Annotated in this window: 18 protein-coding genes, 7 tRNA genes and 3 rRNA genes; 21 read left to right on the plus strand and 7 right to left on the minus strand. The window is 44.7% G+C overall.

The features are described from left to right. Positions 1-116: 116 nt before the first annotated feature. The 5 genes from MHB83_RS05855 (at position 117) to MHB83_RS05875 (ending at position 5,146) form a co-directional block, all read left to right on the plus strand. A 16S ribosomal RNA gene (locus MHB83_RS05855) occupies positions 117-1,665 on the plus strand. Positions 1,666-1,847: 182 nt separating this feature from the next. Further along, positions 1,848-4,778 (plus strand): 23S ribosomal RNA (locus MHB83_RS05860). Between the two features lie 61 nt (positions 4,779-4,839). Beyond that, positions 4,840-4,955 (plus strand): 5S ribosomal RNA (gene rrf, locus MHB83_RS05865). Together the 16S, 23S and 5S rRNA genes with 2 tRNA genes alongside form the textbook arrangement of a ribosomal RNA operon. 42 nt (positions 4,956-4,997) lie before the next feature. Continuing rightward, positions 4,998-5,072, plus strand: a tRNA-Asn gene (locus MHB83_RS05870). A gap of 1 nt (position 5,073) precedes the next feature. Then, positions 5,074-5,146, plus strand: a tRNA-Thr gene (locus MHB83_RS05875). A gap of 531 nt (positions 5,147-5,677) precedes the next feature. Here MHB83_RS05875 and MHB83_RS05880 read toward each other — a convergent pair. Next, positions 5,678-5,800, minus strand: coding sequence for a hypothetical protein (locus tag MHB83_RS05880; protein WP_267875493.1), 123 nt, complete (start codon positions 5,798-5,800; stop codon positions 5,678-5,680). 212 nt (positions 5,801-6,012) lie between these two features. Here MHB83_RS05880 and MHB83_RS05885 point away from each other — a divergent pair, with 212 nt between their 5' ends. The 4 genes from MHB83_RS05885 to MHB83_RS05900 are packed head-to-tail and all read left to right on the plus strand — an operon-like array spanning position 6,013 to position 8,407. After that, on the plus strand, positions 6,013-6,180 hold the full coding sequence (locus MHB83_RS05885; protein WP_212046752.1) for a hypothetical protein: 168 nt from the start codon (positions 6,013-6,015) through the stop codon (positions 6,178-6,180). A gap of 6 nt (positions 6,181-6,186) precedes the next feature. After that, complete coding sequence (gene hag, locus MHB83_RS05890) at positions 6,187-7,152, plus strand: flagellin Hag (RefSeq protein ID WP_212046753.1); 966 nt, start codon at positions 6,187-6,189, stop codon at positions 7,150-7,152. Positions 7,153-7,189: 37 nt separating this feature from the next. Then, positions 7,190-7,381, plus strand: a complete 192-nt coding sequence (locus tag MHB83_RS05895) for a hypothetical protein (protein WP_212046754.1) — start codon at positions 7,190-7,192, stop codon at positions 7,379-7,381. A 60-nt stretch (positions 7,382-7,441) separates the two neighbouring features. Further along, positions 7,442-8,407: a bile acid:sodium symporter family protein gene (locus MHB83_RS05900; RefSeq protein ID WP_050943457.1), complete on the plus strand. Its 966-nt coding sequence runs from the start codon at positions 7,442-7,444 to the stop codon at positions 8,405-8,407. 39 nt (positions 8,408-8,446) lie between these two features. Here MHB83_RS05900 and MHB83_RS05905 read toward each other — a convergent pair whose 3' ends face one another. Genes MHB83_RS05905 through murQ form a run of 6 tightly spaced genes read right to left on the minus strand, consistent with a single transcriptional unit; the run spans position 8,447 to position 16,179 of the window. Further along, entirely contained in the window at positions 8,447-9,694 is a 1,248-nt protein-coding gene (locus MHB83_RS05905) for a DUF1343 domain-containing protein (RefSeq protein ID WP_342496713.1), read from the minus strand. 11 nt (positions 9,695-9,705) lie between these two features. After that, on the minus strand, positions 9,706-11,625 hold the full coding sequence (locus MHB83_RS05910) for a glycoside hydrolase family 3 protein (RefSeq protein ID WP_342496714.1): 1,920 nt from the start codon (positions 11,623-11,625) through the stop codon (positions 9,706-9,708). Positions 11,626-11,638: 13 nt separating this feature from the next. Next, positions 11,639-12,994 carry a penicillin binding protein PBP4B gene (gene pbp4b, locus MHB83_RS05915; RefSeq protein ID WP_342496715.1) on the minus strand — a complete coding sequence of 452 codons (1,356 nt, stop codon included), beginning with the start codon at positions 12,992-12,994 and terminating at the stop codon, positions 11,639-11,641. 19 nt (positions 12,995-13,013) lie between these two features. Further along, on the minus strand, positions 13,014-14,387 hold the full coding sequence (locus MHB83_RS05920; protein ID WP_058015147.1) for a PTS transporter subunit EIIC: 1,374 nt from the start codon (positions 14,385-14,387) through the stop codon (positions 13,014-13,016). Next, positions 14,384-15,253, minus strand: a complete 870-nt coding sequence (locus MHB83_RS05925; RefSeq protein WP_050943449.1) for a MurR/RpiR family transcriptional regulator — start codon at positions 15,251-15,253, stop codon at positions 14,384-14,386. The genes MHB83_RS05920 and MHB83_RS05925 overlap by 4 nt, the downstream gene beginning before the upstream one ends. Positions 15,254-15,267: 14 nt before the next feature. After that, positions 15,268-16,179 (minus strand): N-acetylmuramic acid 6-phosphate etherase, encoded by a 912-nt coding sequence (murQ, locus tag MHB83_RS05930; protein ID WP_342496716.1) that lies wholly within the window; start codon positions 16,177-16,179, stop codon positions 15,268-15,270. A gap of 221 nt (positions 16,180-16,400) precedes the next feature. Here murQ and MHB83_RS05935 point away from each other — a divergent pair. The 12 genes from MHB83_RS05935 (at position 16,401) to glmS (ending at position 25,447) form a co-directional block, all read left to right on the plus strand. After that, a tRNA-Glu gene (locus MHB83_RS05935) sits at positions 16,401-16,475 on the plus strand. Between the two features lie 7 nt (positions 16,476-16,482). Continuing rightward, positions 16,483-16,558, plus strand: a tRNA-Val gene (locus MHB83_RS05940). A 3-nt stretch (positions 16,559-16,561) separates the two neighbouring features. Continuing rightward, a tRNA-Thr gene (locus tag MHB83_RS05945) sits at positions 16,562-16,634 on the plus strand. Between the two features lie 28 nt (positions 16,635-16,662). Continuing rightward, positions 16,663-16,747 (plus strand) — tRNA-Tyr (locus tag MHB83_RS05950). A 4-nt stretch (positions 16,748-16,751) separates the two neighbouring features. Continuing rightward, positions 16,752-16,823 (plus strand) — tRNA-Gln (locus MHB83_RS05955). Positions 16,824-16,959: 136 nt separating this feature from the next. Next, entirely contained in the window at positions 16,960-17,871 is a 912-nt protein-coding gene (rocF, locus tag MHB83_RS05960; RefSeq protein ID WP_050943445.1) for an arginase, read from the plus strand. 183 nt (positions 17,872-18,054) lie between these two features. Then, positions 18,055-18,618, plus strand: a complete 564-nt coding sequence (sigW, locus tag MHB83_RS05965) for an RNA polymerase sigma factor SigW (protein ID WP_034664426.1) — start codon at positions 18,055-18,057, stop codon at positions 18,616-18,618. Between the two features lie 14 nt (positions 18,619-18,632). Next, positions 18,633-19,259, plus strand: coding sequence for an anti-sigma-W factor RsiW (rsiW, locus tag MHB83_RS05970; RefSeq protein ID WP_034664492.1), 627 nt, complete (start codon positions 18,633-18,635; stop codon positions 19,257-19,259). Positions 19,260-19,475: 216 nt separating this feature from the next. Continuing rightward, a complete protein-coding gene (gene cdaA, locus MHB83_RS05975) occupies positions 19,476-20,297 on the plus strand; it encodes a diadenylate cyclase CdaA (RefSeq protein ID WP_003217057.1) in 822 nt (273 codons plus the stop codon). Then, entirely contained in the window at positions 20,290-21,699 is a 1,410-nt protein-coding gene (locus tag MHB83_RS05980; RefSeq protein WP_342496717.1) for a YbbR-like domain-containing protein, read from the plus strand. The genes cdaA and MHB83_RS05980 overlap by 8 nt, the downstream gene beginning before the upstream one ends. 25 nt (positions 21,700-21,724) lie before the next feature. After that, entirely contained in the window at positions 21,725-23,071 is a 1,347-nt protein-coding gene (glmM, locus tag MHB83_RS05985; protein WP_044139154.1) for a phosphoglucosamine mutase, read from the plus strand. A 573-nt stretch (positions 23,072-23,644) separates the two neighbouring features. Continuing rightward, a complete protein-coding gene (gene glmS, locus MHB83_RS05990; protein WP_008360582.1) occupies positions 23,645-25,447 on the plus strand; it encodes a glutamine--fructose-6-phosphate transaminase (isomerizing) in 1,803 nt (600 codons plus the stop codon). Positions 25,448-25,496: the final 49 nt, after the last annotated feature.

Below are 25,496 nucleotides of genomic sequence, written 5' to 3' on the forward strand. Positions count from 1 at the left end.
TGAAAACTAAACAAGACAAAACGTACCTGTTAATTCGAGTTTTTATAAAAAATCCTATGTTATATCATAGGTAGTCAGTCAAACGCTGACGAAAAACAAAACTTCGGTTTTGTACTTTTTCGGAGAGTTTGATCCTGGCTCAGGACGAACGCTGGCGGCGTGCCTAATACATGCAAGTCGAGCGGACAGAAGGGAGCTTGCTCCCGGATGTTAGCGGCGGACGGGTGAGTAACACGTGGGTAACCTGCCTGTAAGACTGGGATAACTCCGGGAAACCGGAGCTAATACCGGATAGTTCCTTGAACCGCATGGTTCAAGGATGAAAGACGGTTTCGGCTGTCACTTACAGATGGACCCGCGGCGCATTAGCTAGTTGGTGGGGTAATGGCTCACCAAGGCGACGATGCGTAGCCGACCTGAGAGGGTGATCGGCCACACTGGGACTGAGACACGGCCCAGACTCCTACGGGAGGCAGCAGTAGGGAATCTTCCGCAATGGACGAAAGTCTGACGGAGCAACGCCGCGTGAGTGATGAAGGTTTTCGGATCGTAAAGCTCTGTTGTTAGGGAAGAACAAGTGCGAGAGTAACTGCTCGCACCTTGACGGTACCTAACCAGAAAGCCACGGCTAACTACGTGCCAGCAGCCGCGGTAATACGTAGGTGGCAAGCGTTGTCCGGAATTATTGGGCGTAAAGGGCTCGCAGGCGGTTTCTTAAGTCTGATGTGAAAGCCCCCGGCTCAACCGGGGAGGGTCATTGGAAACTGGGAAACTTGAGTGCAGAAGAGGAGAGTGGAATTCCACGTGTAGCGGTGAAATGCGTAGAGATGTGGAGGAACACCAGTGGCGAAGGCGACTCTCTGGTCTGTAACTGACGCTGAGGAGCGAAAGCGTGGGGAGCGAACAGGATTAGATACCCTGGTAGTCCACGCCGTAAACGATGAGTGCTAAGTGTTAGGGGGTTTCCGCCCCTTAGTGCTGCAGCTAACGCATTAAGCACTCCGCCTGGGGAGTACGGTCGCAAGACTGAAACTCAAAGGAATTGACGGGGGCCCGCACAAGCGGTGGAGCATGTGGTTTAATTCGAAGCAACGCGAAGAACCTTACCAGGTCTTGACATCCTCTGACAACCCTAGAGATAGGGCTTTCCCTTCGGGGACAGAGTGACAGGTGGTGCATGGTTGTCGTCAGCTCGTGTCGTGAGATGTTGGGTTAAGTCCCGCAACGAGCGCAACCCTTGATCTTAGTTGCCAGCATTTAGTTGGGCACTCTAAGGTGACTGCCGGTGACAAACCGGAGGAAGGTGGGGATGACGTCAAATCATCATGCCCCTTATGACCTGGGCTACACACGTGCTACAATGGACAGAACAAAGGGCTGCGAGACCGCAAGGTTTAGCCAATCCCATAAATCTGTTCTCAGTTCGGATCGCAGTCTGCAACTCGACTGCGTGAAGCTGGAATCGCTAGTAATCGCGGATCAGCATGCCGCGGTGAATACGTTCCCGGGCCTTGTACACACCGCCCGTCACACCACGAGAGTTTGCAACACCCGAAGTCGGTGAGGTAACCTTTATGGAGCCAGCCGCCGAAGGTGGGGCAGATGATTGGGGTGAAGTCGTAACAAGGTAGCCGTATCGGAAGGTGCGGCTGGATCACCTCCTTTCTAAGGATATATGGAGCAGCGTGCGTTTTCGTCTTGTTTAGTTTTGAAGGATCATTCCTTCAAGACATGTCTCTAGCGAGACAGGATTGTTCTTTGAAAACTAGATAACAATAAGTAATACATTCACATTGAATGCAATGCAAAGTTCATCACACATAGTGATTCTTTCTAAAGTAAGAAATGGTTAAGTTAGAAAGGGCGCACGGTGGATGCCTTGGCACTAGGAGCCGATGAAGGACGGGACGAACACCGATATGCTTCGGGGAGCTGTAAGCAAGCTTTGATCCGGAGATTTCCGAATGGGGAAACCCACTGCTCGTAATGGAGTAGTATCCATACTTGAATACATAGAGTATGAGAAGGCATACCCGGGGAACTGAAACATCTAAGTACCCGGAGGAAGAGAAAGCAAATGCGATTCCCTGAGTAGCGGCGAGCGAAACGGGAACAGCCCAAACCAAGAGGCTTGCCTCTTGGGGTTGTAGGACACTCTATACGGAGTTACAAAGGAACGATATAAGCGAAGAGGTCTGGAAAGGCCCGCCAAAGAAGGTAACAGCCCTGTAACTGAAATGTTGTTCTCTCCAGAGTGGATCCTGAGTACGGCGGAACACGTGAAATTCCGTCGGAATCCGGGAGGACCATCTCCCAAGGCTAAATACTCCCTAGTGACCGATAGTGAACCAGTACCGTGAGGGAAAGGTGAAAAGCACCCCGGAAGGGGAGTGAAATAGATCCTGAAACCGTGTGCCTACAAGTAGTCAGAGCCCGTTAAAGGGTGATGGCGTGCCTTTTGTAGAATGAACCGGCGAGTTACGATCCCGTGCAAGGTTAAGCAGAAGATGCGGAGCCGCAGCGAAAGCGAGTCTGAATAGGGCGCATGAGTACGTGGTCGTAGACCCGAAACCAGGTGATCTACCCATGTCCAGGGTGAAGTTCAGGTAACACTGAATGGAGGCCCGAACCCACGCACGTTGAAAAGTGCGGGGATGAGGTGTGGGTAGGGGTGAAATGCCAATCGAACCTGGAGATAGCTGGTTCTCTCCGAAATAGCTTTAGGGCTAGCCTCAAGGTAAGAGTCTCGGAGGTAGAGCACTGATTGGACTAGGGGCCCCTACCGGGTTACCGAATTCAGTCAAACTCCGAATGCCGATGACTTATCCTTGGGAGTCAGACTGCGAGTGATAAGATCCGTAGTCGAAAGGGAAACAGCCCAGACCGCCAGCTAAGGTCCCAAAGTATACGTTAAGTGGAAAAGGATGTGGAGTTGCTTAGACAACCAGGATGTTGGCTTAGAAGCAGCCACCATTTAAAGAGTGCGTAATAGCTCACTGGTCGAGTGACTCTGCGCCGAAAATGTACCGGGGCTAAACGTATCACCGAAGCTGCGGACTGTTCTTACGAACAGTGGTAGGAGAGCGTTCTAAGTGCTGTGAAGTCAGACCGGAAGGACTGGTGGAGCGCTTAGAAGTGAGAATGCCGGTATGAGTAGCGAAAGACGGGTGAGAATCCCGTCCACCGAATGCCTAAGGTTTCCTGAGGAAGGCTCGTCCGCTCAGGGTTAGTCGGGACCTAAGCCGAGGCCGAAAGGCGTAGGCGATGGACAACAGGTTGATATTCCTGTACCACCTCCTCACCATTTGAGCAATGGGGGGACGCAGGAGGATAGGGTAAGCGCGGTATTGGATATCCGCGTCCAAGCAGTTAGGCTGGGAAATAGGCAAATCCGTTTCCCGTGAAGGCTGAGCTGTGATGGCGAGCGAAATTTAGTAGCGAAGTTCCTGATTCCACACTGCCAAGAAAAGCCTCTAGCGAGGTGAGAGGTGCCCGTACCGCAAACCGACACAGGTAGGCGAGGAGAGAATCCTAAGGTGATCGAGAGAACTCTCGTTAAGGAACTCGGCAAAATGACCCCGTAACTTCGGGAGAAGGGGTGCTTCTTAGGGTGTTAAAGCCCCGAGAAGCCGCAGTGAATAGGCCCAGGCGACTGTTTAGCAAAAACACAGGTCTCTGCGAAGCCGTAAGGCGAAGTATAGGGGCTGACGCCTGCCCGGTGCTGGAAGGTTAAGAGGAGCGCTTAGCGTAAGCGAAGGTGCGAATTGAAGCCCCAGTAAACGGCGGCCGTAACTATAACGGTCCTAAGGTAGCGAAATTCCTTGTCGGGTAAGTTCCGACCCGCACGAAAGGCGCAACGATCTGGGCACTGTCTCAACGAGAGACTCGGTGAAATTATAGTACCTGTGAAGATGCAGGTTACCCGCGACAGGACGGAAAGACCCCGTGGAGCTTTACTGCAGCCTGATATTGAATGTTGGTACAGCTTGTACAGGATAGGTAGGAGCCTTGGAAACCGGAGCGCTAGCTTCGGTGGAGGCATCGGTGGGATACTACCCTGGCTGTATTGACCTTCTAACCCGCTGCCCTTATCGGGCAGGGAGACAGTGTCAGGTGGGCAGTTTGACTGGGGCGGTCGCCTCCTAAAATGTAACGGAGGCGCCCAAAGGTTCCCTCAGAATGGTTGGAAATCATTCGCAGAGTGTAAAGGCACAAGGGAGCTTGACTGCGAGACCTACAAGTCGAGCAGGGACGAAAGTCGGGCTTAGTGATCCGGTGGTTCCGCATGGAAGGGCCATCGCTCAACGGATAAAAGCTACCCCGGGGATAACAGGCTTATCTCCCCCAAGAGTCCACATCGACGGGGAGGTTTGGCACCTCGATGTCGGCTCATCGCATCCTGGGGCTGTAGTCGGTCCCAAGGGTTGGGCTGTTCGCCCATTAAAGCGGTACGCGAGCTGGGTTCAGAACGTCGTGAGACAGTTCGGTCCCTATCCGTCGCGGGCGCAGGAAATTTGAGAGGAGCTGTCCTTAGTACGAGAGGACCGGGATGGACGCACCGCTGGTGTACCAGTTGTTCTGCCAAGGGCATCGCTGGGTAGCTATGTGCGGACGGGATAAGTGCTGAAAGCATCTAAGCATGAAGCCCCCCTCAAGATGAGATTTCCCATTCCGCAAGGAAGTAAGATCCCTGAAAGATGATCAGGTTGATAGGTCTGAGGTGGAAGCGTGGTGACACGTGGAGCTGACAGATACTAATAGATCGAGGACTTAACCTATATTCTAATGTGAAGTTTGAACATTGTTATCTAGTTTTGAGAGAACATTCTCTCCATCAGGTTTGGTGGCGATAGCGAAGAGGTCACACCCGTTCCCATACCGAACACGGAAGTTAAGCTCTTCAGCGCCGATGGTAGTTGGGGGTCTCCCCCTGTGAGAGTAGGACGCCGCCAAGCTTTTTGTTTATATCCTTCCAATGGAAGAAGTTACTTTATCATTCCGCAGTAGCTCAGTGGTAGAGCTATCGGCTGTTAACCGATCGGTCGTAGGTTCGAGTCCTACCTGCGGAGCCATGCTTCCATAGCTCAGTAGGTAGAGCACTTCCATGGTAAGGAAGAGGTCAGCGGTTCGAGCCCGCTTGGAAGCTTTCCTCTAAATGTTGATCTGACAAGGTTTCTCGATGATGAGAAGGCTTTTTTTTATGTCCTTTTTTAATTGCTTGAGGACAAATTAGGGGCCAATTATCGAATTTGCAATAAGTTTGTTATAGCTTCCGCATGACCTAAACGCTGAGAGACAGATTTGATATTAAACCCAGGCATTTTGCCGATTTGATTTAATAGCATATTAGCATGAGTATGATGCATATCATGCAAATGAATTTTCTTATATTGTGCCTTTTTACGAATCGCTCCCACCATGTATTTAAATTTGAAAAGGTAGTTGAGAGAACGCACAATGCTAATTCGTCCAGCTGATGACAGAGCAAGGCATTTCATTGGCCAACGTTGTGCCACATAAGAGATGGAACGGATCGAAAACAAAAGCAGCTCTTCAAAAAGCATTGAAAAAATGAAAAAAGTAAAGCCCCTGACCATAGAGAATAGGGGCTTTTTTGATGTTTATTTTTCATCGTTTGAAAATCCGTGGAGCTGCAATTCTTTTGCTTTCGCAACTTTCATTGTTCTTCTTTTGAAGTGAATCCTTCTCTTAAAATCCTTTTTCTTTTCTCTGTTACTTTATCGAGTGATTCTAGTGTATACGAAAAAGTGTTGTTTCCACACGGTTTTACACTAATCATGTTTCTCCTCCTGTTTTCGTAATATATTATTTTCATTTTACTTAATATGCCATAAAACGCAGTTGGTTAAATTTTATCATCCTTATATGCTTGTTAAATGTGTCGAATTTGTGAAATTAACAATTTCCACAAACTAAAATATATGGTAGGTCTGTCTATAGTAGGTAACACAATACTCATTGTTATGGTGAGCATTAAAAGAAGGAGATTTCATGATTATTGCCATAACTGGTGTTACATATGGTAGTAAAGTTAGAGAGCCAAAAGGTGCTCTGCGTTACTACTATACACATGCCTTAGAAATCGGAAATTCTAAGGAAGAGCTTCTCATCCAAATGGACTTAACAGATAAGCTCTCGAAAAAAATTACATGGAGGTAATAAGAAATGAGAATTAACCACAATATCGCAGCACTTAACACATTAAACCGTTTGTCTGCAAACAACGGTGCGAGCCAAAAGAACATGGAGAAGCTTTCTTCTGGTCTCAAAATCAACCGAGCAGGAGATGACGCAGCTGGTCTTGCAATCTCTGAGAAAATGCGTGGACAAATCCGCGGATTAGAAATGGCATCTAAAAACGCACAGGACGGTATCTCTCTTATCCAAACAGCTGAGGGTGCATTGACTGAAACTCACTCGATCCTTCAACGTGTACGTGAACTAGTGGTTCAAGCTGGAAACACTGGTACGCAGGATAAAGAGTCTGACCTTCAATCTATCCAAGATGAAATTGAAGCTTTACAAGAAGAAGTAGATGGTATCTCAAATCGTACAGAGTTCAATGGTAAAAAATTATTAGATGGTACGTTTAAAGGAACCCCAGGAACACCGGCAATTCCGGGAGATCCAGATGATCCAGATGATAACGGTACACCTGCAGTCCCAGCAAGTGGTAATGCTTTAGTGTTCCAAATCGGTGCTAACGCAACTCAACAAATTTCAGTTCATATTGATAAAATGAGTACAGATGCATTGGGAGTTAAAGATGCTAATGGGATTGTAGCGAATCAAGCTATTAAAGACATCGATGTAAGAAAGTTTGCTGATAATGCAGCAGATGCTACTGATGTTGGTTTTGATACTCAACTAAGTATTGTTGATGCAGCTATTAACCAAGTATCTGCTCAACGTGGAAAACTTGGTGCAGTACAAAACCGTCTAGAGCACACTATTAACAACTTGGGTGCATCTGCTGAAAACTTAACGGCTGCTGAGTCTCGTATTCGTGACGTTGACATGGCTAAAGAAATGAGTGAATTCACTAAGAACAACATTCTTTCTCAAGCTTCTCAAGCTATGCTTGCACAAGCGAATCAACAGCCACAAAACGTACTTCAATTATTACGTTAATAAACCAAAAGCCCCTTTATATAGGGGTTTTTTTTGTTTGTCTTTATTCAGTTCGATGTTTCATTTTATTGATCGTTCTAAAAGACGCTTCATCCAAGTGTTCATCAGGGAAAGATCTCCAGCGATAGAACGTGTAAAGGAAAAGTTTCAAGCAGCTGGCGTACAAGTAGACGTAGTTGGAATGGATATACAAAGTCGAAATCTTGTGAAACAGGTGAATAGTTCTTAATAAGTTCTTTCTGTTTGTTACAATAGAAAGGGTAGAAAGTGAAGGATGGAGGTGGCCGGCATGCTTGTGCGTTTGAACCAAGTGCTCGGCCGGATGATGCCGCTTATTACGCCTATTAGTGTGTTATTCGGTGTTTTATTGGCGGCCTATTTAAAGGATTTTACGTTTTTGGTGCCATGGGTATTTGCTGTTATGACCTTTGCAGGGAGTTTGTCTTCTACTTTTTCGGCTTTAAAGCATACGGTAATGCACCCATTGCCTTTGATTTTATCGTTTATGATTTTGCATGTGCTGATGCCTCTTTATGCTTGGTCAGCGGGGCATTTGATATTTGCGGGCGATTCTATGACGATCACCGGTTTGACTCTTGCGATGGTGATTCCAACAGGTGTGTCTAGTTTAATATGGGCGGCGATGTATAAAGGGAATGTCGGGTTAACGCTATCTATCATTTTAATTGATACATTGCTTTCGCCATTGATTGTGCCAGTAAGCTTGTCACTTTTCGTCGGTACACAGGTCCATATGGACATGGTGGCGATCATGAAAGGGCTGTTCGGTATGGTGGTGCTGCCCTCTATTTTAGGGATGCTCGTTCGTCAGTATGCAAAGCCATCGGTGACGAAAACAATGAGTCAGACCCTGGCTCCTTTTTCAAAATTAGGCTTGTTTGTTGTCGTATCGATTAACAGTTCTGTTGTCGCCCCATATTTGCGTGAACTGGATGCTGCATTTTTTAGCAAAGCAGCGACTGTCTTTTTCATTGCGATGAGTGGGTATGCTTTTGCGTGGTTGATTGGAAAGGTGATGAAATGTACTCAAGGGGAAATTGTGGCCATTGTGTATACAGGCGGCATGAGAAATATTAGTGCTGGGGCTGTGCTTGCTATTAGCTTTTTCCCGCCTGCTGTTGCTGTCCCTGTTGTGATTGGCATGCTGTTTCAGCAAGTACTTGCTGCCTTGTTTGGTTTTTTACTCAATCGATTTGAGCTGAAGGCACCTGCTGTGACTAAATCTTTATCATGAAAAGACCTCCATCCTATGAGATGGAGGTCTTTTTGCGAATTAATAGATGAGATATTTCTTCCGTTTCTTTTCGAACGATTTGAGGTCGTGATGATAGCGCTTCATGATGTGTTTGACAGAAGTACCTTGATTGATTTCTTCTTTGATCCAACCATTCCCGATGAGTTTATCAAAGCTGCCTGTTTGAAGGAACTCAAAGTCTTTTGGATATAAATCATGTATGGCTTTGATGATGGATAACCCTGTTTTTACCGCTTCGAATGAAGAGCGGTCTGTGACGTATAGCTGCACACCGTGTGATAGCTTCCCTGCATGTTTAGAAAAAGTGGGGGTGAATGATACGGGTCTAAATTTCACACCCTTTAGTTTTAATTGATTTAGATGATCTGCTAGCTCATTGCTATTGATATACGGAGCGCCAATGAGCTCGAACGGTTTTGTTGTTCCTCTGCCTTCAGAGACATTTGTGCCTTCAATTAATCCTGTGGCGGGATATACAAAGGTACTATCCACTGTCGGCATGTTAGGTGAAGGAAGGACGAACGGCAGCTTCGTGTCATCAAACGTCATGGAACGCTTCCAATTTTTCATTTTGATGACTGTGACATCAGCATTGATATGAAACTCTTTGTTAAAGAATGTTGCTAGTTCACCAGTGGTCATCCCATGTCTTAATGGTATTGGATAGAGCCCTACAAATGAAGCGTGCTCAGGTTCTAATACAGGGCCTTCTACTTTTAGTCCGCCAATAGGGTTTGGACGGTCTAGGACAACAAAGGGAATGTTGTTTTCTTTAGCGGCCTCCATCGCATAGGCCATCGTGTAAATATAGGTGTAATAACGAGTGCCAACATCTTGGATATCAAACAGCAAGACATCTACATTTTTGAGCATGTCAGGCGTTGGTTTTCTTGTTTTTCCATAGAGTGAGTAAACAGGAAGACCTGTTTTTTCATCGGTATAGGATTCGACGCCTTCTCCTGCTTGTGCATCGCCGCGCACACCATGTTCAGGTCCATATAGAGCAGTAAGCTTAATATTTGGATGCTCAAATAGGAGATCGACACTGCTTTTCATATTTGCATCAATACCAGTTGGGTTCGTAATGAGGCCGACCCTTTTCCCTTTTAACCATGAAAGGTTGCCTGAGAGTAGTGTTTCAATCCCTGTTTTGACTGCTGCCTTTTTTCCTTTTGTATCTGTTCGTTCTTGGCTTGCGGGGGAGGCGGCGGTCAATGTGCTCATAATGAGAATGCTTGCGAGTATGAAGCTTGCTGTTTTTTTCAAGAGAATCCCTCCTATTTGATCTGTTTCCCTTTCAAGTTGAGTCCATAGCCGAATGGATATAGGGTTTGATTTGGATGAGTGACAGATGGGATATCTACAGGTAGTTTGCCTTTAGGTGATGCAGTGCCAAATATGACTTCTAACCCAGCAGGAATATTTGGCTGGTTGAATTGTCCGTTTGAGTAGCCTTTAAAACCGTAAACAGCTAGTAAGGCATCCGCCTCCTCAAAATTTGCAGCATCGTAAGGGTTTCTTAGGCTCATGATGACCATTTTTTTGTTTTGTGCTGCAGCTTCTTTCATGACAGCACGCGGGAAAGCAGTAGCCCATTTTTTCGGGTCCTGTACATTGTCATCAATCACACCATCATTCACAGCTGGATCATTTTGGACAACGTATGAGCCGGTAATCACATAGTCAGCATCTTGTATGAGTCTGGCTGTTTCTTTGTTGAAGGTCTTATCCGCAAAAGCATATGATTGGATACGTACAGGTTTGATCTTTTTTTGTTTGATCAGAGAGTCAATTGTGACAGACATGGCTTTTGTTTGATCTTCGTAAGGTGCCATGACCAAGATTTTATCATTCTTTTTAGGCTTGAAGGGTAGGGTCTTATCGTTGTTTTTAAGCAGGGTGATCCCTTCACGCGCCATTTTTTGTTCTGCTTTCCGGTGCGATTTTTTCCCAACGACTTGAGTGGCTTTTTTGATTTTTTTCTCAAGGGTGATAGGTTTTTTGGAAGAAATGATGCCTCGTTTGATCTTCAATTGAAGAATTTTTTCAACAGATTCGTTGATTTGAGACATCGGAATTTCTTTCTTTACAATTGCCTGTTTTACAGCATTGAACACATTCTCAAGGTTTTTCTCAGTTTTAAGAGAGGTGACTGGTGCTGGCATGAGGGCGATGTCGACGCCAGCCTTAATGGCCATCACTACGGCTTCTTCCTGTCCGAAGTTATCTGCAATCGCTTTCATATTTAGGGCGTCTGTTACGACAACACCTTGAAAGCCCATCTCTTCTTTTAATAAGTGTGTGATGACTTTTTTCGATAAGGTTGCTGGAACCATAATGTCCTCGCCATCTTTTTTGCTTTTATATGTTGTATCATCAATGGCGGGAAATTGAACATGAGCGGTCATGACCATATCCGCACCAGCGTTGATGGCTTGTTGAAATGGATAGAGTTCAACTTTTTTTAAACGATCTAGATCATGTTCTACGAGCGGCAAGCCGTAGTGACTATCGACGGCTGTATCACCATGTCCCGGGAAATGCTTGAGTGTCGAAATCGTCTTCTCCTTTTGAAGTCCCCTCATGGTTTGAAGGCCAAGCCTTGTGACAAGGGCAGGGTCAGAGCTAAAGGAACGGACACCAATGACGGGGTTGTTTGGGTTATTATTCACATCTAGCACAGGAGAGAAGTTTGTATTGATCCCTAGTGCGTTTAATTCCTTACCGATGATTTTCCCTGTGTCGTATGCATTTTTCGTGCTTCTAGAGGCACCAATCGACATATTTCCTGGGAAATGTGTTCCCTTTTGTAATCTTGTGACGATTCCACCTTCTTGATCAATTGAAATGAGTAATGGAATCTTTGGTGATGCTTTTTGAAATTCATGGGTGAGTTTGACGGTTTGTTTCGTATCAACGACATTCTCCGCAAATAAGATGACACCGCCTAGATGATATTTTTCTACAAGATGGGATACTTCTTTATTCATCTTTGTTAAGCCTGTAGGTGCGGATTCATCTTTTGTTTGCCAATTACGAAAGTCTGGCATAAGCATTTGACCTATCTTTTCATCCAAAGACATGTTTTGTACCATTTGTTTTGCGGTTGAAAGAGGGGCAGAGCTAACCTTTTCCGTTGGAATGGAAGAGGTTAGCAGAGCTAAAACCAAAGCAGCGGGGAAAAGTGCTTTTAACATCGAATTCCTCCTTTTACTTAAAAGATTCGTAGATGGCGGTCATGATGCTTCCATAAGTGCCAGTTGGGAAAAGGTCACCTTCAAATTGATTTGGGTTGGTTTCAGGTGAAACGACAGGCGAATGTTTCTTATTTGTCAGCAAGACGATACCTAGATTATGTTTTGGATCAATCAATGTCATCGTTCCGGTCCAGCCAGTATGTCCATAGGCTTCGTTACTTGCATATTTTCCAAACATCCATTCCATGTCAGTATGACCGTTTTTTCGCCAGCCTAGCCCGTATGTTGGGTTTGTATCAGAAGAGGCTGTAAAGAGATTGATAGAAGCTTGATCAAAGATGGTTGTTTTTCCATAGCCTCCTTTGTTCAGCATGAGCTGGAGCAGCACGGCCATGTCTGATATGTTAGAGAAAAGTCCAGCATGACCAGAGATACCTGCCATTGAGTAGAATGCTTTTTCATCATGGACTTCGCCTAGCAGGGTGTATCTGCGAATGTTTTCAAAATCAATGACACCATCTCGCGAATTACCTAAACGTTCGGTTGCTGCAAAATGCTTCGGTTTGAATCCTTTTTGCAGTGGATTGAACATTGTGTGCTTGAGACCTAGCGGCCGATAGATTGTTGACTCTACATATTGATCAAGAGGCATGCCTGTTTTTTTCTCAATGATCATGCCTAACAGCATGTAATCAATGTCACTATAAATGTGCTGGGTGCCTGGTTTGTATTGCAGAGGCACCTTCGGCAGCCATTTCATCGTTGTCTTTCTATCTTGAGAGAAAAAGGTGCCGGCTGCTTCTTTGCTATAAAATAAAACACTGGAAGGGAGTCCGGCAGAATGGGTCAGAAGATCTTTTACACGGAGCTGATCTTTGCCGGTTACCTTTGCATCTGGTTCATCTTTAAAATCTGGCAGGATGGCTTGTATTTTTTCATTCACATTCAGTTTTTTCTCGTAGACAAGCTTTTGCAGGGCATAGTTGGTCGCATACATTTTGGTATTGGATGCTAAGTCGAACAGAGTATTCTTTTTCATTTTCTTATAGGATTTGAGTTCCGTTGTGCCTTCGTATTTTTGCCTGTAGCCATAGGCTTTTTGGTGGACGATTTTTCCGTCTTTGATAATGATGAGTGCGGCTCCTGGAAATCCTGCTTTGATATCGTTTTGAATCATGTGATCAACCTTCCTAAGCTGCCTAGAAGAAAAACCAACTTGTTCCGGTCGTTTTGCCTTTTTTAAGACGGGGTATTCTTCAGGTGCTGTTTTAGACAAAGACGATACAGGATGGGAGCTAGTTGCAAATGTTTGTGCTGGTAATCCAAGGAGCATGAGCAGACTTGTCATAAAGAGAAAGTATTTCTTCAAGAGTTAGACCTCCTATTGCTTATTTTTCCTCAAATTCAACAGCCATATCATCATGAAAACCAAATAAGTAGGTGAAAATAAATCCAGCGACATATGCAATGAAGAGTCCGATTAAGTAAAGAAGCATTTGATGTGTGTGAACAATAAAGGTTAATGGGAGACCTGATACACCAATCGCCTTCGTTGCAATTTGGAAGTAGGCTTGAAATGCTCCGCCGATTCCAGCGCCAAGACAAGCGGTGAGAAATGGTCGTCCTAGTGGGAGTGTGACACCGAAAATGAGTGGTTCACCAATGCCGAGCATCCCTGAAGGAAGTCCACCGGCGATAGCTCTTTTGAGTTTTTTCTTTTTTGTTTTCATATAAATGGCGAATGCGGCACCTACCTGTCCTGCACCGCCCATAGCAAGAATCGGCAAAAGCGGGTCATCTCCTATGGAATTGATGAGTTCCATATGAATCGGTGTCAGTCCTTGGTGAAGTCCTGTTACAACAAGTGGAAGGAAGGTCGCACCAAGAACAAATCCAGCGAAGATTCCGCCCATATTTAATAGATAAGTTAATCCTGAGGTAATGGCATCCGATATAAATCCGCCGACTGGCATGAAGACAACGTACGTAAAAATGCCTGTAATAAGTAGTGTGATGGTTGGTGTGACGATGATATCAAGTGATTGCGGGACGAAGCGTCTGATTCTTGTTTCCACAAGTGCCATAAAGATGGCGGCTAGAAGAACACCGATAAGTCCGCCTCTGCCCGGTAGAATATTTGTGCCAAATAGCATAATGTCTGCGGAGGCTGGGTTAATAATGAGGATTCCAGCTAATGCGCCTAATGCAGGAGAGCCCCCAAACTCCTTTGCGGCATTTGTTCCGACTAATATACCGAGATATGCGAACAAGCCTGAACCAATAACGGTTAAAATGATCGCCGCTTGAGATTTTTCATCAAGCCAGCCCGCTTGCACGATTGCTTTTGTAATCCCTGTAATAAGACCTGATGCAACGAGTGCTGGAATGATAGGAATGAAAATGCTGGCAATTCGTCGCAAGAACAGCTTGAACGGTGTGCGGTTCTTTTGTGAAATGGCTTGCTTGTTTTTTTGTGCTTCGTTGTTTAAATCATAGGAGCCAGAGGCATTTAGCAGTTGTTCAAATGCACTTGATACTTGGTTGACGACACCAGTACCTAAGATAATTTGCAGCGTTTCTGCCTCGACGACTCCAATGACGCCATCGAGTTCTTTGATTGCATTGATCTGAACTTGTTCATTGTCAATCGGTGTAATTCGGAGACGCGTCATACAATGTGTATGGGAAGAAATGTTTTCAGAACCACCACAGAGAGAAAGAATGTCTTTCGCCAACTGCTGATATTTCGTTTGATGACTCATGTTGAATCCCCCTTTGTTTTTCGTTTCATGGAGCGGATGGCATGTCTTGTTTTATCAATATATTGCGCTGTCTCTTCATATTGACGGGAAGCTAAGCTGAGGAACAAGACATCAATTAAGTAGAGCTGTGCCATTCTAGAGGAAGTGGCTGCACTGCGAAAAGGTGCTTCATTGGAACCGGACGTCGATAGGTGAACGTCACATAAGGCAGAAACGCTTGTTTGACCTGGATGCGTCAAGGCAATGGTTTTGACTTGATTGTCTTTTGCGAGCTGAAGGGCTTGAATGATGTCTAACGTTTCTCCTGAAAAGGATATACCGAACACGATGTCATTCTTTCCTGCATTTGCGATAACCGTTGATGCGATGTGCATGTCAGTGAAGGCAGTCGCTGCATAATTGATTCTGAGAAATTTCTGTTGGGCATCCGCTGCGACGATGCCAGATGCACCGACGCCGATAAAATGGATTTGGTTTGCATGCAGCAGTAATTGAACAGCCTTTTCTAACGCATCTGCATTTAAAATAGAAGCAGTATCCTTAATCGATTGAATCGAGTTTCCTGCTGTTTTTTGAATAATGGACTGAATTGGTTCATCTTGTTCGATATCACGGTAGCCTTGTTTATCGTTATGCATCAAGTCTCCAGCGATTCGCATTTTTAAATCGTGATAGCCATCTAGACCGAGAGATTTACAAAGGCGGATGACTGCAGAGCTGCTTGCACCGGCTGCCTGACTGATCTCATGTACTGTGCTTTTAATGACTTTGTCAGGATGGGCAAGGATATAGTCTGCAATGATTTTTTCAGATTGGGGGAGCTTTGCTTTCATTGTGTGTAGTAGGGTGAGTCCACCTGCTGACATGAGCTCTGCCTCCTTTAGGATTGATGGTGTGAGATGGCTTTGTCGATATGACCATTCGTTTTGTTGAGCAAATCCTTGGCTGTTTTCTTATCTGTGTTTGTTTGGAGCATGACGATGGCAGTTTTGACTTCTAAGTCTGCCGCTTCAAGCGTTTTCACGGCTTGTTCGTAGGGAGCGTTTGTCACATGTTGAATGATGGTGATGGCGCGTTCTTTTAATTTATGATTGCTGACTTTTACATCAACCATCAGGTTTTCATATACTTTTCCTTGTCTGATCATGACAGAGGTGGAAAGCATATTTAAAATCATTTTATGAGCGGATGCGGCTTTCATTCGTGTTGACCCGGTGATGGCTTCAGGTCCTACAATGACTTCAATGGCGCAGTCTGCCAGTTCGCTAATTTTTGCTTGTTCATTACAGCTGAGGGCTACTGTTTTTGCGCCGATGGATTTAGCGTAGTTTAAAGCGCCGATGATGTAGGGTGTCCTACCGCTGGCGGCGATACCGACGACTGTATCTTTTGATGTCAGGCGAATGTGTACTAAATCCTGTTTGCCGGCTTCTTCACTGTCTTCCACATCTTCGGCAGCATGTGAAAAAGCAGAGTCTCCGCCTGCCATGATGCCGACAATCACATCAGGTGAGACGCTATAGGTAGGGGGACATTCGACAGCATCCATCACGCCAAGTCTGCCGCTTGTCCCGGCTCCTAAATAAACGAGTCTGCCCCCATTTGAGATGGATTCATAGGCGAAGTCACTTGCTGTTTTGACATGTGGTAGGACACGGTTCACTGCTTGAGCGACCTTCATATCTTCTTCATTAATCATCTGGAGCATTTCGAGTGGATCTGCTTGTGATATTCCCATTGTGTTAGGATTTCTTGATTCTGTTGTCAAAGAACGCAATTGAGATAGCTGCATGCGACATTCCTCCTTATTTCTTCATTTTCAGTATATTCAGTATGATATGAAATTTCAACATTATATTTAAATACTGAAATTATATTTCAGTGAAAAAGTGGTGCTAATCAAAGGTAAATAGTTAGAAAATAAAAAAAATAAAAATCCCCTTTACAAAAGGGGGACAACCTGTATATAATAACTTTTGTCAGCTTCACGGAAACAGTCAAACTTGACAAATTGGCCCGTTGGTCAAGCGGTTAAGACACCGCCCTTTCACGGCGGTAACACGGGTTCGAATCCCGTACGGGTCACCATTGATGTGGAGGATTAGCTCAGCTGGGAGAGCATCTGCCTTACAAGCAGAGGGTCGGCGGTTCGAGCCCGTCATCCTCCACCATATGCCGGTGTAGCTCAACTGGTAGAGCAACTGACTTGTAATCAGTAGGTTGGGGGTTCAAGTCCTCTTGCCGGCACTGTTTTTTCTTTATCAATTTCATATGTGGAGGGGTAGCGAAGTGGCTAAACGCGGCGGACTGTAAATCCGCTCCCTCCGGGTTCGGCGGTTCGAATCCGCCCCCCTCCACCATTCTTGGGCTATAGCCAAGCGGTAAGGCAACGGACTTTGACTCCGTCATGCGTTGGTTCGAATCCAGCTAGCCCAGTTAAGACACCTTTTTCAAAAAGGTGTCTTTTTTTATGTTGGCAGGCGGAATGTATAACTATTCAAAATATTGTTGAGTTGAGTCAGAAGGCACCGAGAAAGTAAAATATAAGCATGAACGGAAAGGGGATGTACATATGGGAGATCAAAAGAAGGTCACGCTTGTCGGGGTTCCGATGGATTTGGGTCAAATGAGAAGGGGTGTCGATATGGGACCAAGTGCGATTCGGTGTGCAGGCGTAAAAGAAAAATTGGAATCGCTTTCATTTGATGTGGAGGATCTCGGGGATATCCCGGTTGAACAAAGAGATGATGAAAAAGGTTTATATACAAGTGAAAAGCTAAAGAATTTAACGGAGAATGCTGGTGCGAATCAGCTGCTGGCTGAGAAGGTTGACAGTATTGTGCAATCAGGCTCATTCCCGCTCATTTTAGGCGGTGATCACAGCATTGCCATTGGCACACTTGCGGGGGTATCGAAGCACTATGAAAACTTAGGTGTCATTTGGTATGATGCACACGGTGATTTAAATACAGAGGAAACCTCTCCTTCTGGAAATATACATGGTATGCCGCTTGCAGTCAGTCTTGGCCTTGGCCATGCGGATTTAACGAATATTGGCGGCTATTCTCCAAAATTGAAGCCTGAGAATGTTGTTTTAATTGGTGCTCGATCCTTAGATGAAGGAGAGCGGGCGTTGATTAGAGATAAAGGCATTAAAGTGTATACGATGCATGAAATAGATCGTTTAGGGATGACAAGGGTGATGGAGGAAGCGATTGCATATTTAAAGGAAAGAACAGATGGTGTCCACCTGTCTCTTGATTTAGATGGATTAGATCCAGCCGAGTGTCCTGGTGTAGGAACTCCTGTGGCAGGCGGCATTAGCTACCGGGAGAGTCATCTTGCTATGGAGCTTTTAGAAGAAGCCGGTATTTTGACTTCAGCTGAATTTGTTGAGGTGAACCCGGTTTTGGATGAAAAAAATAAAACAGCCGAAGCAGCTGTTGCATTAATTGGATCGTTAATGGGCGAAAAACTATTGTAGAGCGGGATTTGTTCCCGTTCTTTTTTATTTTCGGAAAATTTAAGGATATATTAAGGTTTTTACCAGTGGATATGCGTAACACGCTGTCAAAAATTTGTTACACTATTTTTTAGAGGAGAATGAAACCTTTTGGAAAGAGGTTCGTATACATAAAGACCGGTGAAGGCAGAGGTTGAATATACTATGGACACAATGATTAAAAAGAGAATTAAGCAAGTGAAAAAAGGCGACCAGAACGCATTTGCAGACATCGTAGACCTGTATAAAGACAAAATTTATCAGCTGTGCTACCGTATGCTTGGGAATGCACACGAAGCAGAGGATATTGCACAGGAGGCGTTTATTCGTGCCTATGTGAATATTGAAAGCTTTGATGTGAATCGTAAGTTTTCTACGTGGCTGTACCGCATTGCAACCAACCTGACCATCGATCGTATTCGCAAAAAAAAGCCGGATTATTATTTAGATGCAGAGGTGGCAGGAACAGAAGGATTGAATATGTATTCTCAAATTGCTGCTGATGGCATTTTGCCAGAGGAAGAGGTGGTGTCTCTTGAATTATCGAGTACCATTCAGCAAAAAATTCTAAGATTACCCGATAAATATCGTTCGGTCATCGTATTAAAGTATATTGATGAACTCTCGTTAAAAGAAATTAGTGAGATTCTAAATATACCTGTTGGTACGGTGAAAACGAGAATACACAGGGGTAGAGAGGCTCTCCGGAAACAGTTGAGAGACCTTTGAGTGAGGTGATTTTGATGAGCTGTCAGGAAAAAATCGTCCTGCTTATGCATCAGTATTTAGACGGGGACATTGAGCCCCAAGACGAAAAAGAATTAAAAAGCCATCTGCAATCGTGTGAGGAGTGCCGTACTCATTTTCAACAAATTGAGAAATCCATCGCGCTTGTGCAGAGTACATCTCATATAGAAGCACCGACTGATTTCACTGCAAAGGTGATGGCAGGTCTTCCAAAGGAAAAAAAGCGTGTGTCGGTTCAAAGATGGATCAAAGCTCATCCGCTGATGGTGGCCGCTGCCCTCTTTCTCATTTTGATGGGAGGCAGTCTGTTTACAAGCTGGAATACGGATCATAATTTCAGTGTGTCGAAGCAGCCGAATCTCGTCGTTGTAAATGATACAGTGACCGTACCTAAAGGGGAAACCGTAAAAGGTGATGTCACTGTCAAAAATGGCAAGTTGATTGTAGAAGGCAAGGTTGATGGAAATGTCACCGTCGTCAATGGGGAACAGCTGACTGCTTCTGCCGGACAAGTCACTGGTCAAATTAATGAAATTAATGAAGTGTTTGATTGGATTTGGTACAAAATGAAATCTACAGCACAAAATGTGATGCGGGTCATTGGACCAGAGGAGCAAAAGTAATTATACGGGTCGAGAGCAGTCTCTTTAGGAGCTGCTCTTTTTCTATATTATAGGTCAGAATGTATGCGAGCTAGCAGGCCAGCCATATATGGCAACTGTTTTCCTTGCTGAAACAAAATGTGATATAATAGCCACGCTATGTATTTACACATAGGCTCTTTTTTTATCAAAAATGCATCAAACGAAGAATAACTGAAAATTCTGGAGGACGAGGAAATGGCTTTAGGGGATATTCCTATTTTGCAGTACCTCGGTAATGCTGTTGATATTCTCGTTGTTTGGTATGTGATATATAAATTAATGATGGTCATCCGCGGAACAAAAGCGGTTCAGCTTTTAAAGGGAATTGTGGTCATTGTTCTCGTCAGGATGGGAAGTGCGTATCTCGGTCTTAACACACTTCAATGGCTGATGGATCAAGCGATTACGTGGGGATTCCTTGCGATCATTATTATTTTTCAGCCAGAGCTAAGGAGAGCGCTTGAGCAGCTTGGGCGCGGCCGTTTCTTCTCAAGAAGCGGGACACCTGTAGAGGAACAGCAGCAGAAAACGATCGAGGCAATTACAAAAGCAATTAACTATATGGCAAAACGCAGAATCGGCGCGCTGCTGACAATTGAGCGTGATACTGGGATGAATGATTACATAGAGACTGGAATTCCTTTGAATGCAAAGGTGAGTTCAGAGCTGCTCATTAATATTTTCATTCCAAATACACCGCTTCATGACGGTGCTGTCATTATGAAGCGTGATGAGATTGCAGCTGCGGCTTGTTATTTACCGCTGTCAGAAAGTCCTTTTATCTCTAAGGAACTAGGGACGCGTCACCGGGCGGCAGTCGGAATTAGCGAAGTGACAGACAGCTTGACCGTCATCGTTTCTGAGGAGACAGGCGGCATTTCTGTCGCGAGAAATGGTGATCTCCACCGAGAATTGACAGAAGAAGCGCTTGAAGAAATGCTGATTGCTGAATTTAGTAAGAACAGCAAAGATGCTTCCTCGACCAAATGGTATTGGAGGGGCAAGAAAAATGGATAAGATTTTGAATAATCGCTGGGCCGTAAAGCTTTTTGCATTGGTCTTCGCTTTATTGCTGTATGGTGCAGTCAATTCAGCGCAAGCGCCCACGCCGAAAAAAATCGGTGAATCCTTTTTCCCAACATCGACGACAGATGAAGCGACCTTAACCGATATTCCTGTTAAAGCGTATTATGATGACGAGAAGTACGTCGTCACTGGTGTGCCGCAAACAGTCAATGTGACGATTAAAGGGTCAACGAGTGCTGTGAAAACAGCAAGACAAACAAAGAACTTTGAAATATATGCAGATATGCAGAATTTATCCACAGGTACTCATAAAGTGGAGCTGAAGGCAAGAGATGTATCAAAGGGACTCACGCTATCGATCAACCCATCTGTGACGACGGTGACGATACAAGAAAAAACAACAGCAGAATTTCCTGTTGAAACCGAATTTTATAATCAAAATAAAATCAAAGACGGCTATTCACCTGAACAGCCTATTGTGAATCCGAAAAAAGTCACAGTCACAGGTTCAAAAGACGTGATCGACAAAATTTCTGTCATTAAAGCATTTGTGAACCTAGAGGATGTCGATCAGCAAATTGAAAAGGAAGCGAAGCTCACTGTGTATGATAGCAGTGGGAATGAGCTGCCAGTCGAATTGAGTCCGTCTGTTGTGAATATTACAGTTCCCATCTCAAGTCCAAGCAAAAAGGTTCCGTTTAAAATAGAGCGGACTGGCAGTTTGCCGGATGGGATCAGTATCTCAAGTATTGAGACAAGCCCGAGTGAGGTCACAGTGTACGGCTCTCAAAAAGTGCTGGATTCGCTTGATTTTATTGATGGCGTCAAGCTGGACCTAAGCAAGATCAAAGATGATACGGAGATTGATGTCGATATTCCCCTGCCAGATGGTGTGAAAAAGGTATCACCCGAAACGGTGAAGATCAAAGTGAAGGTTGCTACAGCTCAAGAAAAAAAGATCGATAATGTACCAATTTCTGTCGTAGGTCTGAGCAAGGATCTCACCTCTGATTTTGTGAGCCCATCTTCTGGACGGCTTACGTTAACAGCAAAGGGATCAAAGAGTGCGATTGATAAACTAAAGGCTTCAGATGTTGAAGCCTATATCAATGTCGGGGACTTGAACGAAGGAACACATGAGGTCACAATTCAAGTGAACGGTCCTCAAAATGTGACGTGGACATTATCGAGATCAAAGGTCAAAGTGAAATTGACTTCTACTGAGACAGAAGATCAGCCAGCGTCTACAAATGATCAGAAGAAGCCATCTTCTGATGACGATGATCAGGAAGAGAAAAGCAAAGAAGAATCCACGCAAGATAAAGCAAAGAAAGAATCAAGTCAAAGACAGCGGATCAAAGAAGATAAAAAAGAGGACGAAGCGTCCTCTTGAATGGTAAAAAAGGAGCGATTGAAACATGGGCAAGTACTTTGGAACTGATGGTGTAAGGGGTGTGGCGAATAGCGAATTAACGCCAGAGCTCGCATTTAAAATTGGGAGATTTGGCGGCTATGTGCTCACGAAGGATAAAGAACGTCCAAAGGTACTCGTTGGGCGAGACACACGTGTATCCGGTCATATGTTAGAAGGAGCGCTCGTTGCAGGCTTACTTTCAATTGGGGCTGAAGTAATGCGTCTGGGTGTGATCTCAACACCTGGAGTGTCTTATTTAACGAAAGCAATGGACGCAGAAGCGGGTGTCATGATTTCTGCTTCTCACAACCCAGTTCAAGATAACGGAATTAAATTCTTTGGCGGTGACGGCTTTAAGCTGTCTGATGAACAGGAGAATGAAATTGAGCAGCTGATGGATCAGCCGGTCGATCAATTGCCACGCCCAGTTGGAGCGGATCTTGGAACAGTAAATGACTACTTTGAAGGCGGTCAGAAATACTTGCAATTCTTGAAGCAGACAGCAGACGAGGATTTCACAGGTATTCACGTGGCGCTTGACTGTGCACATGGTGCAACCTCTTCTCTAGCGACACATTTATTTGCGGATTTAGATGCGGATGTGTCCACAATGGGAACATCACCAAACGGATTGAATATCAATGATGGTGTAGGCTCAACTCATCCAGAGGCGCTTTCTGCTTTTATGAAGGAGAAGGGTGCAGATATTGGTCTTGCGTTTGATGGTGACGGTGACCGTCTGATTGCTGTCGATGAAAAAGGTGATATTGTAGACGGCGATCAAATTATGTACATATGTGCACGTTATTTGAAGGGCGAAGGTCGATTAAAGGATGACACGGTCGTGTCTACGGTCATGAGTAACCTAGGTTTCTATAAAGCGCTTGAGAAACAAGGCATTAAGAGCATCCAAACCGCTGTTGGTGACCGCTATGTGGTTGAAGCGATGAAAAAGGATGGGTATAATGTCGGCGGTGAGCAATCAGGCCACTTGATTTTCCTTGATTACAATACGACAGGTGATGGCATGCTTTCTGCAATCATGCTTGTCAACACACTCAAAGCAACAGGAAAAACATTGTCAGAGCTTGCGGCTGAAATGGAGAAATTCCCGCAGCTACTAGTGAATGTGAAAGTGTCTGATAAATATAAAGTAGAAGAAAATGAAAAGGTAAAAGCAGTGATTCAAGAGGTTGAAAAAGAGATGAACGGTGACGGCCGTATTCTTGTTCGTCCATCTGGAACAGAGCCGCTTGTACGTGTCATGGCAGAGGCGAAAACAAAAGAGCTATGTGATGAATATGTGACTCGAATTACGGCTGTTGTGAAGGAAGAAATGGGTATTGAGTAATAGATATCAAAGCAAATCGCTAGCAGCGGTTTGCTTTTTTTTCGAATAAACGTCATAAATGGATGGATTTGTACGAATCTTATACGCGAGGGCAATTAACTGTTGTCTTCATACATAGGAGAGCACATCAAAGGTAGAACGTGACAAGCCTCATCGCATATAGTGTATGGAGGTCTTACTTTCTTGAAAGGGATCACCCGCTAAATTGTGATTGACGGAGGTCAGACCTTATAGTACAATCATCCTTGTGTTACTGGATTTTTATTCTATCAGGAAAGGCAGGGTAGATGTTCAGAAACTCTCTTATAATTATAGCGCCCGAACTAAGCGATCGGACGAAAGATGCTTAGTTGACGAGGATGGAGGTTATCGAATTTTCGGCGGATGCCTCCCGGCTGATCAAAAAAGAGATCACAGCCGTAAGTGTTTCTTTAAAGCAAAGAGGTGACTCTTTGTACAAAGGGAATACACATGATCTCCCAAATTAAACATGTAGAGAGGGACGAAGAAATGTCCCTTCTATTGTAGTAGGCTTTCTTTGTCCCTTTCACATTAACGGGAGGAAGAATATTTATGTGTGGAATCGTAGGTTATATTGGTCAGAATGATGCGAAGGAAATCTTATTAAAAGGTTTAGAGAAGCTTGAGTACCGTGGGTATGACTCTGCAGGTATCGCTGTGGCAAACGAAGAAGGCGTGCATGTGTTCAAAGAAAAAGGACGTATCGCTGAGCTTCGTGAAGTTGTTGATGCAAACGTAGCATCTTCAGCTGGAATCGGACATACACGCTGGGCAACACACGGTGTACCAAGCCATCTAAACGCGCATCCGCATCAAAGTGCTTCTGGCCGTTTTACGCTTGTTCATAACGGTGTCATCGAGAACTATGTACAATTGACACGTGAATATTTACAAGACGTCACACTAAAAAGCGACACAGATACAGAGGTTGTTGTTCAAGTCATCGAACAATTTGTGAACAGAGGTCTTGATACAGAGGAAGCTTTCCGTCAAACGCTTCTTCAACTAAAAGGCTCTTACGCAATTGCCCTTTTCGATAACGAAAACAAAGAAACAATCTATGTGGCGAAAAACAAAAGCCCATTATTGGTTGGTTTCGGAGAAGATTTCAACGTTGTCGCTTCTGACGCAATGGCGATGCTTCAAGTAACAAACGAATATGCGGAATTAATGGATAAAGAAATGGTCATTGTCACAAAAGACGAGGTGATCATCAAAAACCTTGACGGTGATATCATGACACGTCCTTCTTATATCGCTGAGCTAGATGCAAGCGACATCGAGAAAGGCACATATCCTCACTACATGTTAAAAGAAACGGATGAGCAGCCGCTTGTCATGCGCAAAATCATCCAAGAATATCAAGACGAAAACGGTAAGCTGTCAGTCGCTGGCGATATCGCAAGCGCAGTAGCAGAAGCAGACCGCATTTACATTGTGGCTTGTGGAACGAGCTACCATGCAGGACTTGTTGGTAAACAATATATTGAAGACTGGGCAAAAGTACCTGTAGAAGTCCATGTAGCAAGTGAATTCTCTTACAACATGCCGCTTCTATCGAAAAAACCGTTGTTCATCTTCCTTTCTCAATCTGGGGAGACTGCGGACAGCCGTGCTGTACTTGTTCAAGTCAAAGAGCTTGGTCATAAAGCATTAACAATCACAAACGTACCAGGATCTACGCTTTCTCGTGAAGCGGATTTCACATTGCTTCTTCATGCAGGACCAGAAATCGCAGTGGCTTCAACAAAAGCTTACACAGCGCAAATCGCTGTTCTTGCGATCCTTGCATCTGTTGCAGCTGAATTAAATGGTCAATCTCTTGACTTTGATCTTGTGAAAGAGCTTGGGATTGTAGCAAACGCAATGGAAGCCCTTGTCGATCAAAAGGATGAAATGGAACAAATCGCTCGTGACTTCTTCACAGTGACACGTAACGCATTCTTTATCGGAAGAGGACTTGATTACTATGTGTGCCTTGAAGGTTCACTCAAACTAAAAGAGATCTCTTACATCCAAGCAGAAGGCTTTGCTGGCGGAGAACTCAAACACGGCACAATTGCTTTAATTGAAGAAGGCACACCAGTCATTGCCCTTGCAACGCAAGAGCACGTGAACCTCAGCATTCGCGGTAACGTCAAAGAAGTCGTTGCACGCGGCGCAAACCCATGTGTCATCTCACTAAAAGGCTTAGAAGACGAAGGCGACCGTTTCGTCCTTCCAGCTGTACACCCAGCACTTGCACCACTTGCATCTGTTGTTCCATTACAGCTAATCGCTTACTACGCAGCACTTCACCGCGGGTGTGATGTGGATAAACCACGTAACCTTGCGAAGAGTGTGACGGTGGAGTAGGTTTAAATAAAATCTCGGATTTTTGATACCCCTTTAGATATAATTGTCT

The sequence above is a fragment of the Bacillus sp. FSL K6-3149 genome, from assembly GCF_038630515.1.
GTDB lineage: Bacteria > Bacillota > Bacilli > Bacillales > Bacillaceae > Bacillus > Bacillus pumilus.